Annotated in this window: 9 protein-coding genes; 8 read left to right on the top strand and 1 reads right to left on the bottom strand. The window is 43.9% G+C overall.

Annotated features, from left to right (window positions below; genetic code table 11):
• Position 1: 1 nt before the first annotated feature.
• From QMA41_RS07180 to QMA41_RS07145, 8 genes are all read left to right on the top strand, one after another.
• Complete coding sequence (locus QMA41_RS07180) at positions 2–1,057, top strand: efflux RND transporter periplasmic adaptor subunit (RefSeq protein ID WP_165579911.1); 1,056 nt, start codon at positions 2–4, stop codon at positions 1,055–1,057.
• On the top strand, positions 1,054–4,116 hold the full coding sequence (locus QMA41_RS07175) for an efflux RND transporter permease subunit (protein ID WP_281629244.1): 3,063 nt from the start codon (positions 1,054–1,056) through the stop codon (positions 4,114–4,116). Before QMA41_RS07180 ends, QMA41_RS07175 begins: the two co-directional genes overlap by 4 nt.
• A 638-nt stretch (positions 4,117–4,754) precedes the next feature.
• Complete coding sequence (locus QMA41_RS07170; RefSeq protein WP_006961113.1) at positions 4,755–5,495, top strand: SDR family oxidoreductase; 741 nt, start codon at positions 4,755–4,757, stop codon at positions 5,493–5,495.
• Between the two features lie 11 nt (positions 5,496–5,506).
• A complete protein-coding gene (locus tag QMA41_RS07165) occupies positions 5,507–6,715 on the top strand; it encodes an acetyl-CoA C-acetyltransferase (RefSeq protein ID WP_045985178.1) in 1,209 nt (402 codons plus the stop codon).
• Between the two features lie 59 nt (positions 6,716–6,774).
• Positions 6,775–7,122, top strand: coding sequence for a phasin family protein (locus tag QMA41_RS07160; protein WP_006961111.1), 348 nt, complete (start codon positions 6,775–6,777; stop codon positions 7,120–7,122).
• A 58-nt stretch (positions 7,123–7,180) separates the two neighbouring features.
• A complete protein-coding gene (phaC, locus tag QMA41_RS07155) occupies positions 7,181–8,965 on the top strand; it encodes a class I poly(R)-hydroxyalkanoic acid synthase (RefSeq protein ID WP_281629243.1) in 1,785 nt (594 codons plus the stop codon).
• Between the two features lie 171 nt (positions 8,966–9,136).
• On the top strand, positions 9,137–9,829 hold the full coding sequence (locus QMA41_RS07150; protein ID WP_281629242.1) for an aspartate/glutamate racemase family protein: 693 nt from the start codon (positions 9,137–9,139) through the stop codon (positions 9,827–9,829).
• Positions 9,826–10,995 (top strand): MFS transporter, encoded by a 1,170-nt coding sequence (locus tag QMA41_RS07145; protein ID WP_031343086.1) that lies wholly within the window; start codon positions 9,826–9,828, stop codon positions 10,993–10,995. The genes QMA41_RS07150 and QMA41_RS07145 overlap by 4 nt, the downstream gene beginning before the upstream one ends.
• 62 nt (positions 10,996–11,057) lie before the next feature.
• Here QMA41_RS07145 and QMA41_RS07140 read toward each other — a convergent pair whose 3' ends face one another.
• Positions 11,058–12,299 (bottom strand): SGNH/GDSL hydrolase family protein, encoded by a 1,242-nt coding sequence (locus tag QMA41_RS07140; RefSeq protein ID WP_099608297.1) that lies wholly within the window; start codon positions 12,297–12,299, stop codon positions 11,058–11,060.
• Positions 12,300–12,407: the final 108 nt, after the last annotated feature.

Genomic DNA, 12,407 nt, shown 5'->3' with positions numbered 1-12,407 from the left:
TATGAAAATGTTTAAAGCCTCAATCATTGCGCTCTCTGTTTTAGGTCTTGTGGCATGTAAACCATCTGTGGAACACAGAGAAAAAAATGAACTACGAGTTGATACATTTGAAGTTGGCTCACCTCTCACCAGTCAACATAGAAGCTTCAATGGTCAGGTGATGCCCGCTGAACTGACCCCCTTATCTTTCCGACTTGACGGCGAGATATCTTCGATTCTGGTTCAGGAAGGTGACAATGTCACAAAAGGGCAAGTCGTCGCGATTCTTGATGATGCGAAAGCAAAACAAAATCTTACCGATGCACAGGCCAAATACGAGCTGGCACTAAAGCAGTTTAAGCGTGGTCAGGAATTAAGACACAACAAAATGATCTCAAGTGCTGATCTTGATGAGTTAAGTGCAAGTTTCAAACTAGCAGAAGCGAATTTAGGTACTGCCAAACTCAGAGTGGTTTATACGCGTCTAAAAGCACCGTTTGATGGTGTGGTGTCTAGCGTAGACAAGCAAAAGTTTGAGAACACCAGCCCCGGTGAAATGGTTGTCTCCATCTATCAAGACGAAAAAGTTTACGTCAAACTCAACGTGTCAGATACCGTCCTAGCAATGCTCAAACCAGAGTTGAGTTCAGAAAGATATCAGCCAACAGCAACTTTTGCTGGTCATGATCGGGCTTATACCGTGTCTTATCTGGAGCACACGAGTGAACTGCACCCAGATAGCCAAACGTATGAGTTCTGGCTGTCTATGCCTCAAATTGAGCAACGTATTTTGCCGGGTACGAGTGTGCAAGTCTCAGTCGATCTGCTTAAGGCTGGTCTCAACACAATTCAAGGTTATCAACTTCCAATGACAGCTGTTGATACAGGCGTTAATCCACAGGACTTTTTTGCATGGAAGTTGGAAGACAATATTGCACATCGCTATCCCATTTCGGTGAGCCAGATTAACGGCTCTGGTGCGTTAATTTCAGGAGGCGTAGATACCGGTGACATCATTATTAACTCTAACTTACGCAAGCTGCGTGAAGGCATGGAAATTAAAGGAGCGCAGCAGTGAGCATTGCGGAGTATTCAATAAAAAACAAAGTCATCAGTTGGCTATTTCTGGTCATTTTGGCGGTGGGTGGCTACACGTCATTTATGGATCTTGGTCGCTTGGAAGACCCAGCATTCACCATTAAAGATGCGATGATCATCTCGACATACCCGGGGGCTACCTCACAGGAAGTCGAGGAAGAATTAACATACCCGCTTGAGAAAGAAATTCGAAAGCTGCCTTATATCGACAAGATCACATCCACGTCTTCCAATGGCATGTCACAGATTATGGTCAGCATGGAAATGGAATACGGCCCGGACGAATTACCACAAATCTGGGATGAAATGCGTCGTAAAATCAATGATCTTCAACCATCGTTGCCTAGTGGCGTGAATTCTATCCAGATCATTGACGACTTTGGTGATGTATATGGCGTCATGTTGATGCTAACTGGAGATGGCTACGATTATATCGAGCTAAAACGTTATGCTGATTATTTGAGCCGTGAGCTGGAATTAGTTGATGGTGTCGGCAAGGTAACTATTTCAGGTGATCAGCAGGAACAATTGTTCGTCGAAGTTTCGCTGGAAAGACTCGCTGCTCTTAATCTGGATATGAACACCGTGGTAGGCCTGCTGAGTCAGCAAAACAGTGTACAGTCTGCTGGTGATGTGATGGTGAATGGCCAGTCACTAACGATTCGACCAAACGGAACTATGAGCTCGGAACAGGAGTTGGAAGACCTCATTATCCACGGCCGTGATACGGGTAACCTGATTCGTTTGAAAGACGTGGCGACCGTGTCACGAGGAATTCAAGACAAACCTTCTAACGTATTGACATACAACGGTAAACCAGCAATCAATCTAGCGATCTCTTTTGGATCTGGTGTCAATGTTGTCGAGGTAGGGAACGCGATTCAGTCGGAACTGGCGGAATTGGAAAACATTAAGCCAGCAGGCGTAGAAATCAATTATTTCTACAATCAGTCCGCAGAAGTCGATAATTCAGTCAATGATTTCATTATCAGCCTAGGGCAGGCCGTTGCGATCGTTATCATCGTTTTGCTTTTCGCCATGGGATTACGTAGTGGCCTTATCATTGGTGCTGTGCTTTTACTGACCGTATTTGGTACGTTCATTTTAATGAAGCAGTATGATGTGGAATTACACCGTATTTCCCTAGGTGCGCTGATAATCGCCTTGGGTATGCTGGTGGATAACGCCATTGTTGTCGTTGAAGGGATATTGGTCGGACTTAAGAAGGGCAAGACTAAACTTCAAGCAGCTGTTGATATTGTCAAACAGACTCAGTGGCCGCTACTAGGTGCCACAGTTATTGCTATTACTGCATTTGCTCCAATTGGCCTGTCTCAGGATGCGACTGGTGAGTTTATGGGCTCTCTGTTTTGGGTGTTATGTTTCTCACTATTCCTAAGCTGGATCACGGCTCTCACGCTGACCCCTTTCCTTGCGGATTTAATGCTCAAGGAAAATGAAACGAATGCTGACGCTAAAGATGTTGATCCTTACAAAGGAATCTTGTTTACCGTTTTTGGTGCTTGCTTAAAGTTCGCGCTTCGTTTCCGTTGGTTAACTGTCGCCAGCATGGTTGGACTGCTCGTGGTTGCTGTAATTGGTTTTGGCATGGTCAAGCAGTCATTCTTCCCACCTTCAAACACCCCTATGTTTTACGTAGATATGTGGATGCCAGAAGGGACGGACATTCGTAAAACTGTTGAAGAAACGAATAAGGTGGAACAGTACATTCGTGCTAAAGACAATGTTGAATTTGTAACCACCACAACAGGTCAAGGCTTGCAGCGATTCGCGCTGACTTATCAGCCTGAGAAAAGTTACGAAGCGTATACTCAGCTTCAAGTGCGAACGACAGATCGAGAAGTGATGTTCTCGCTTCTGGAGGAGCTTGATAGAGAACTTTCAGTTCAGTTCAATCAGCCCACATTCCAGTTCAAGTTGATGGAGTTTGGCCCGTCACCAGCGTCCAAGATTGAAGCACGGATCACTGGTCCAGACCCTCAGACTCTACGTTCGATTGCGGCTAAGGTTGAAGACATTTTACTTGCTGATCCTGGAGCACGAAATGTTCGTCACGACTGGCGTGAACGTACCAAGGAGCTAGTGCCTCAGTTTAATGAGTCAAAAGCCCGTCGTTTAGGCATCTCAAAAGAAGATGTATCCAACACTTTGCAAATGGCATTTGGTGGAACTCCAATTGGCTTGTTGCGTGATGGAACGCATATGCTGCCGATTATCGCTCGTTTGCCAGAAGAAGAACGCGTTGATTTCGAATCCTTGGCCAATGTGAAGATTTGGAGCCCATCACTCCAGACATATATCCCAGTGGATCAAGTGATTGATGGGGTAAGCCTTCAATGGCAAGAACCGCTGATTCAGCGTCGTGATCGTAAACGTACTTTAACCGTATTGGCTGATCATGATGTGTTAGGTAATGAAACTGCGGCAAGTCTATTTGCTCGTATTCAGCCTAAAGTACAGGCAATGAGCTTACCTGAAGGATACAGCATTAGCTGGGGCGGGGAATATGAGTCATCTAAGGATGCACAAGAAGCCTTGTTTGGTTCATTGCCGATGGGTTACATGCTGATGTTCATTATCACCATGTTCCTATTTAACTCACTGCGTAAACCACTGGTTATTTGGTTCACGGTTCCACTGTCAATCATCGGTGTCTCGATAGGCTTATTGGCGACAGATATGCCGTTTAGCTTTACTGCTTTCCTTGGTTTGCTGAGCTTAAGTGGCATGATTCTGAAAAATGGCATTGTTCTACTAGACCAAATTAATATTGAGCTTGAGTCGGGTAAGGACCCTTACCAAGCTGTATTTGATAGTGCGATATCTCGTGTACGCCCGGTAAGTATGGCCGCACTGACAACGATATTAGGGATGATTCCACTTGTATTCGATGCTTTCTTTGGCTCGATGGCTATAACAATAATGGCTGGTTTGGGATTTGCTACGGTATTAACACTGATCGTAGTACCAGTTTTGTTTGCCATTTTCTACCGAATCAAACCATCCACTGCCGGATAAATTCACGGATAGAAATTCGATTCGATATTGGCCAACCCGGTAATTTTTACCGGGTTTTTTTTATGTCTTTATTTTATAAAATAAGCACAGCATTCGCCGATTTGGCTAGACTTTAGTATAAATAACGTCAATCGATATATATATTAAAATTAACATGAACTTATCGGTTTAATTAACCATATTATAAATTGCAATGGATTGCATAGTTAAACCAAAGTCTAATAACGAAATGATTCTTTTGTCATGTAAACGTAAACCTATCTGTAACGAAAATAAATACGTTTTAAAAGGTGATAAAGATTGATGAAATAGGTGTAAACGACGAAAAACGAAGTTAAAACAGTGTTTTAGCTATTGCTGATAAAAGAGGAGTTTAAGTTTTGTCCTTATAAAACAATGAGATATATGGGATTAACAACTATATAACATTACATTCCTTATGAGATCTTGTTCAACATTATGCAACTAAACTCAAAAAGTATTTGAACTGTAACATTAAGACATTAGTTTTAATTAACAGAACGAGGACGGAAAGTTCCTTATTTAAGTATTACTAATAACGTTGGTTGGTGCTTATTGTTGGCACCGGTTAATGGCGAATAAATTATTTTAATTGCTGTTAAGAATGGAGTCTCTTAATGAAAAAAGTCGCTTTGATCACGGGATCAAAAGGCGGAATTGGTTCTGCAATTTCTTCTCAACTAGTTAACGATGGTTATCGTGTAATTGCTACCTATTTTACTGGTAACTATCAGTGTGCTTTAGATTGGTTTAACGATAAAGAATTCAATGAAGATCAAGTTCGCTTGTTCGAATTGGATGTTACCAATACTGAGCAGTGTGCTGAACGCTTAGCTCTTTTGTTAGAAGAAGAAGGGACTATCGATGTCGTTGTAAATAACGCAGGCATCACTCGTGATGGCGTGTTTAAAAAGATGACAGCATCGGCTTGGAAAGAAGTCATTGAAACAAACCTAAACAGCTTGTTCAACGTTACGCAGCCACTGTTTGCTGCTATGTGTGAAAAAGGCAACGGGCGCGTTATCAATATCTCTTCAGTGAATGGCCTAAAAGGTCAGTTTGGTCAAACAAACTACTCGGCTGCAAAAGCAGGCATGATCGGGTTCTCCAAAGCGCTTGCCGCAGAAGGTGCGAGAAGCGGTGTGACGGTCAATGTTGTTGCTCCTGGATATACAGGTACTCCTATGGTTGAGCAAATGAAGCCAGAGGTACTTGAATCAATCAAAGCTCAAATCCCAATGAAACGCCTCGCAACACCGGAAGAAATTGCTAAGTCAGTTTCCTTCTTAGTGAGCGATGCGGGTGCATACATTACAGGCGAGACACTGTCTGTAAATGGCGGCTTATACATGCATTAAGGGTGAGTGAGATGGAAAAAGTTTATATTGTTGCAGCTAAGCGCACGCCAATTGGTTCATTTGGCGGAACATTAAAAGACATTTCAGCAGGAAATCTAGGCTCAATTGCGATTAAAGCCGCTTTGGAGCAAGGTAAAGTTGCCCCTGAGCTAGTGGACGAGGTTATCGTTGGTAACGTCGTAGGTGCCGGACAAGGTATGGGTATTGGCCGCCAGGCTGCTCTCTATGCTGGTATTCCAGAATCAGTACCTGCTTACACACTCAATATGGTGTGTGGCAGCGGTATGAAAACGGTTATGGATGCGGTTAGTCACATTCGATCTGGTGATGCTTCTGTCGTGGTTGCGGCAGGTGTTGAAGTGATGTCCCAGATTCCTTTCATTGTGCCTAGCAACATCCGCGACGGCCACAAGATGGGCAACATGAATCTAACGGATCTGCTCATCAACGATGGATTGACTGATGTTTTTAATCAATACCACATGGGCAAAACAGCTGAAAACGTTGCTCGCGAAGTAGGGATCAACCGTGAACAGCAAGATGAATACGCACTTGCAAGCCAAATGAAAGCCGTTGCGGCGATTGAGGCAGGTAAATTTGTTGATGAAATCGTTGCTGTTGACGTGAAAAAACGCAAAGAAACGATTGTTTTTGACACGGATGAATATCCGAAAGCGAATGCAACGTTGAGTGGTTTAGAGAAGCTACGTCCTGCTTTCGAAAAAGAAGGCACTGTTACTGCTGGTAATGCGTCTGGTATTAACGATGGTGCGAGCGCGATTATTGTTGCGAGTGAAAGTGCGGTTCAGAAGCATGGATTGCAACCTATTGCTGAGATTGCAAGTTACGCGCAGTCTGGACTAAACCCTGAAATCATGGGGTTGGGTCCGGTAGAAGCTGTGACTCAAGCACTGAGCAAAGCAGAAATCACAACAGACGACGTCAATGTTTATGAATTGAATGAAGCGTTTGCTGCTCAAGCACTCGGTGTCATCCATAAACTAGCACAAGAACACGATGTATCCGTTTCTTCGATTTTAGATAAAGCCAATGTAAATGGCGGTGCGATTGCTCTTGGTCACCCTCTAGGTGCATCAGGTAACCGTATTTTGGTTTCCCTTGTTCACGAACTTAACAGAAGTAACGGTACTTATGGTGTCGCTTCACTATGTGTTGGTGGCGGTATGGGAACTGCAGTAGTTATTAAATCAATCGCTTAAATTCAATTCGAGCCTGAATTTTCGCTAAATTAAAATGGAATTAACCCAGGAGTAAGACTATGTACACTGATTTTTTCAAATCTTTCACAGACCAAACTGAAAAGAGCCTAGAACCATACGTGAAGTTCAACAAACTTGTGACTAAGAATGTTGAAGTCATGACTGAACTTCAACTGAATGCGATTCGCACATACAGCGAAATGGGTCTGACTCAAATGAAAGCAGCAAGTGAAATCAAAGACGTGACTTCTCTAACTGCATTCAACAGCCAGCAGCTTTCAGTTCTAACTAAGCTTTCTCAGCAAATGATGGACGACAGCAACAAGCTTCAGTCTATTGCTAAAGAGTTCAAAGATGACGTTGATCAGCTAACAACGGAAAACCTTAAGACAGTGACTCCCGCATAACACTGACTTGTTTGTGCCGCCGAAAGGCGGCATTTTTTCCGATCATAGGAGTAGCAATATGTATCAACACTTCTTTTCGGACTACCTTGTGAAGCTCCAGGAAACCAATCAAAAGTGGTGGGAAGATCTAGAACTAAGCAGGGCAGCCGTTAACTCCCCTCTGAACAAAGCAATGCAAGAAGTGAATTTCGAAGATACCACTAAGCTCTTCGAAAGTGCTGCAAACCAACCAGCTGCAATGCTGCAAATCCAAGCTGAATGGTGGCAACAGCAGCTGCAAATTTGGCAAAACGTCGCGCTCGCTCAAAACAGTGAATCCGTTGTTGAAGCAGAAAAGGGCGATAAGCGATTCTCCAACGAAGAATGGCAAAGTGATGTGTTTTATAACTTCATCAAACAGTCATACTTACTCTTCAGCAAAACTTACCTACAAACAATCGATAGCATTGAAGGCCTTGACGAGAAAGCGAAAGAGCGTATCAGCTTCTTCTCCCGTCAAGCAATTAACGCTATGTCTCCAAGCAACTTCATCGCAACTAACCCAGAGTTATTGAAGCTGACTCTAGAGCAAAATGGCGAAAACCTGTTGGCAGGTTTGGAGCAGCTGAAAGAAGATGTTGAATCGAGTGCAGATATCCTCAAGATCCGCATGACAAACAACAATGCATTTCGCTTAGGCGACGACGTTGCGAACACGGCAGGTGAAGTGGTTTACCGCAATGAACTGTTTGAGCTGATTCAGTACCGTCCAATGATGGAAAAAGTTCATGCGACGCCGTTGTTGATCGTGCCTCCATTCATCAACAAATACTACATTCTGGATTTGCGTCAGAAGAACTCAATGGTTCGCTGGCTGCTTGAACAGGGACACTCGGTATTTATGATGTCTTGGCGCAACCCAGGCAAAGAGCAAAGTCAGGTAGAGTTTGGTGACTATGTTACTGAAGGTGTAGCGAAAGCGGTATCGGCAATAGAAGATATCACTGGCCAGGAACAAATCAATGCAGCGGGTTACTGTATTGGTGGTACGGTTCTGGCGAGCACCATTGCTTACTATGCCGCTAAGCGAATGAAGAAGCGCATCAAGAGTGCGACCTTCTTCACGACCTTGTTAGACTTCTCACAACCAGGTGAAGTTGGTGCATACATCAATGACACCATTGTTAGCGCGATTGAAGCGCAAAACAATGCCAAAGGTTACATGGATGGCCGTTCATTAAGCGTGACATTCAGCCTACTACGTGAGAATAGCCTTTACTGGAACTACTATGTAGATAATTACCTAAAAGGCCAAAGCCCAGTTGATTTTGATTTGCTTTACTGGAACAGCGACAGCACCAATGTCAGCTCGACTTGTCACAACTTTATGCTTCGTGAGCTGTATCTGAATAACAAACTGGTACAAGACAAAGGCGTGAAAGTGGGTGGTGTATGGATCGATCTGAACAAGATAAAGATCCCGAGCTACTTTGTGTCGACCAAAGAAGACCATATTGCCTTGTGGCAAGGTACTTACCGCGGTGCTCTCAACGTCGGTGGCAACAAAACGTTTGTTTTGGGTGAGTCGGGCCACATTGCTGGTATCGTTAACCATCCATCGAAGAACAAGTACGGCTTTTGGACCAACGATAGCTTGGAGGAGAGTGCTGATGAATGGCTAAGTAATGCCACTCATACTGAAGGATCTTGGTGGACACATTGGCATCAATGGTTGTTGGGCTTTAGCCCTGAAGAGCAAGTTGAGCCGTTCAGCACAGGTAACGAACAATTCCCTGTACTAGGACCTGCACCGGGTGACTATGTGAAGCAAGTACTTCCCGTAAAAGAAGAAGTGACTAGCTAGCTTGATGTTACTGAAAAGACAAAAACCCTGAGTGAACCACTCAGGGTTTTTTTATGGGGTGAGAATTTTAGGGTGAGGGCGGAGAGTAATAACCCTGATTCATTTTATTTTGTTTGTAATTTTGTTATGCATTTGATTAATTAGTGGAATATCTACGTGAAGGGAGTCGTGATGAAAACAATCGGTATTATTGGTGGAATGAGCTGGGAATCAACAGCAAGTTACTACAAGCAAATAAATCAGAGAGTTAAGGCCGAAAAAGGCGGATTGCACTCAGCTAAGCTCATCCTGAACAGCGTCGACTTTGCTGAGATAGAGGCTCTGCAACACAAAGGTGAATGGGATAAAACCGCAATTATTCTTAGTGAAGCTGCTCAATCACTTGAAAAGGCTGGGGCTGACTTTCTTCTAATTGCGACCAATACGATGCACAAAGTGGCGAGTCAGGTCGAAGAAGCCGTCTCAATTCCGTTACTCCACATTGCTGATGCAACGGGGCGGCAGTTGGCAGAGCAAGGAATCAATAAAGTTGGTTTGCTTGGCACGGCTTTCACAATGGAGCAGTCATTCTACAAACAACGCCTAACCGAAAAATTTGGAATAGAAGTGATTGTGCCAAATGGTGTTCAGCGAAGGCTTGTTCATGATGTCATTTACAATGAGCTTTGTCTTGGTGAGATAAACGCCAGATCGAAACAAGATTTTAAAACCATTATTGAGGATCTTTCTGCGGACGGCGCACAAGGCGTGATTCTAGGTTGTACCGAAATAGGCTTGTTGATTTCAGAGCAAGATACGGATATTCCATTGTTCGATACCACTGAAATACACGCCAACTCTGCAGTTAGCGAGGCGTTAAAGTGAATAGGAATGTTTGGATTCTGTCACTCTGTCAGGCATTACTGATGACGGGCAATATCCTGCTCATATCTGTGATTGGGTTAGTGGGTAAGGAAATTGCGCCAAGTGAAAGTATGATCACCTTGCCCGTCGCATTGCAATTCCTTGGGCTGATGAGCGCAACGATTCCAGCTTCTCTGATCATGGGTAAATTTGGTCGACGAAAAGGGTTTAGCTTAGGTAATTTGGTCGGTATTACCGGTGCGTCAGTAGCGACCTATGCTTTGTCCAATGAACAATTTTATCTGTTCTGTGTCGGGACCTTCTTGCTGGGTATTGGTATCGGGTTTGGTACCTTGTATCGTTTTGCAGCAATTGAAGTGTGTGAAGAAAGCGCACGACATCGTGCGATATCTATCTCTATGGCTGGTGGCGTTTTGGCTGCGGTTCTTGGACCTAATCTAGCCGTATACTCGCAACAAATGACAGGTGATTCACTATACGTAGGTGCTTTCATGTCATTGATTGTGCTAAATATTATTGCATTGTGTTTACTTCAGACCATTCAGTTCCCAGCGCATCATACGGGAACTGCTAAGGATAACCCTGAGCCACTGCTTCAAATCATCAAAGCGCCTAATTTCATGTTGGCGGTGTTTGCTGCCATGGTGGCGTATGCCGTGATGAACATTCTCATGACAGCCACGCCACTTGCGATGATAGGTTGTGGCTTCGACTTCGAGAAAGCTGCAGGCGTCATCGAGTGGCACGTGCTTGGGATGTTCGTACCGGCATTTTTTACCGGTAAATTGATTGAAAAGTTTGGCGCGAGACAAATGATCCTGACGGGAGGTATTTTATTCGTGCTTTGCGTGGCGATTAATATCCATGGTCAGTCGATTTGGCATTTTTCGCTCGCTCTGGTTTTACTCGGTGTTGGTTGGAACTTTATGTTTATCGCCGCAACGGGGCTGTTCAGTCAATCGTATGCCGCGCACAACAAATCTAAAGCCCAAGCCTTTAACGAATTTTTTGTCTTTAGCTGTGTGACAATTACTGCTTTGTTATCTGGTTGGCTGGAAGCAACGGTAGGGTGGGAGAACTTAAATATTTATGTGCTACCGTTTGTGCTTGCTGTTATCGCGTTATTCGGCATTAACGTATTCAGGGCTAAAAGTGTGACTGCTTAGCTAGGCATTAAAATGGAAAAAGGAGGCAATCATACTGCCTCCTTTTTTGATTTCCGACCTAGCTAGAAGTTGAACTGGTTTAGCTTTGTCTGAATGATTTCGTCTGCAATGTACTTATGCGTTGCAGTTGTAGGGTGGGTAACCCCCCAGAAAACATACTTGTCCGAACTGTGGTAAGCACAGTCATTGGTAAGCTCATGGCTGTAGAGGTAGTCGACTGACGAGCTACGATTGATGTTCAAACATGCATCCGTTGAGTTTTCAAAGCCATGCTGTTTAGGGTTTGATGTGATTTGATCGAATATATCATGTGCATCGTAAAGCACGACGTTAAGCCCTTTCGTTTGATAGAGTGTCGCCTGTTCTTTGATAAACTCATTGAACTCAACGATCTTGGCTCTTACCGTATCAACCTCGTCTTGTGTTGAATACTTAAACTGCGGCGCTTTAGTGGCATCAGGTAGGGTAAACAATAGGATGTTGTTTGCGCCAGATTCTGTTAATCGGATCATTGCGCTACTTAAGTCCGCTTTAACATCTGCGACTTCACGATCATAGTTCATGAAATCATTGAGGCCGAACTCAAGCGTAATCAAGCTGTTCTGCGGGTTATAGTTCTTAGCCATTTTCATGTAAGTCAGGTATGACGTGACTTGATCATAAATCCCCGTCAAAGCAACGTATTGATTGGTTCCTGCAGCACCGCCAACCGCCCAGTTATATAGGGGCACACCTTTGGCTTGGGCTAAGTATTCTGTCCAGACAAGCCCATTAGAAAAGTGGCCTAAGAACCATGAGTTTCGGTTAGGGAAAACCCATTGAGAGCCGTTGTAGAGATTCCCTGTGTCTGACAGGCTATCACCAAAGGCAACAATGCGATTGATTTTATTGTTCACAGCATTGTCGTTTGTCCAGATGCTGTGGTTGTATGAAAAACGGTTGTCAGATGCATAGTAAAGAAGATCGGCAGTGTCATGGTTAACCCCCAACGTTTCTTTACAGCGGTTTTCTATGTCAGTTTGAGTGGCGTTGGTGTAGAACATGTTTTTGAATGAAACAGACGACCACCAATAGCCGTCAATTGTGTAGTAATCACCATTGTCATCACGCGCCCATTCCCAATCTGTAGAAGGGTCATCGTGATTTTGGGCTGGACGGTACCAGCAACGAACGTAGGTGTATGTTTGATTTGCTTGTACTTCAGCAGCGTAACTAGCGCTTACTGCTTCAGGAGCCATTGGTAGGTCATCTGCAAAAGCTGGTGCTGCCAACAAGGAACCAGCCAAAATTAACGTCTTTTTCATAATTATTCACTTATTGTTTTGATTGTAGAGTATTTACTCATCTTTGATCGCATACCTACCACGACGCAGTCAAAGTATTCATTGGATAAATGAGTTGAGATTGAATGA

The sequence above is a fragment of the Vibrio sp. St2 genome, assembly GCF_947311885.1.
GTDB lineage: Bacteria > Pseudomonadota > Gammaproteobacteria > Enterobacterales > Vibrionaceae > Vibrio > Vibrio coralliilyticus.
The sequence above is the reverse complement of the archived record's forward strand: the minus strand, read 5'-3'. Positions and strand labels throughout refer to the sequence as shown.